Origin of the sequence: Priestia sp. SIMBA_032, assembly GCF_046535215.1 — a bacterium.
GTDB classification, from domain to species: domain Bacteria; phylum Bacillota; class Bacilli; order Bacillales; family Bacillaceae_H; genus Priestia; species Priestia aryabhattai.
In genome coordinates, this window is sequence record NZ_JAWRXD010000727.1 from 1 (window position 1) to 269 (window position 269).

Here is a 269-nt window from a genome sequence, read left to right on the forward strand (position 1 = left end):
GTGAATGAAAGGTGTTTTTGCATCTTAAAATATCGTATATCATTTCAATTATTTTAAAATTATTATATAGAGATATTCGTTATTTATTGTTCCAAATTGTCTTTTGATTTACTATTTATTTTTTGTTCTGTAATAATAAATCTTGAGAGTAATTCTGTTAATGCTTCTACCTTTTCTTTCATATTGTTTGACTGTATTGAAATTTCTTTGATCGAATCTGATTGTGATTGAATTGATTGTACTGTTTGAGTTGTTTCTCTTTCTACTTG

The 269-nt window shown here is 24.5% G+C and carries 1 protein-coding gene; it reads right to left on the reverse strand.

What is annotated here, in order from left to right; all coding sequences use genetic code 11:
* Positions 1-83: 83 nt before the first annotated feature.
* The coding region (locus SB717_RS36205; RefSeq protein ID WP_410907838.1) for a hypothetical protein at positions 84-269 on the reverse strand (186 nt) is incomplete at its 5' end.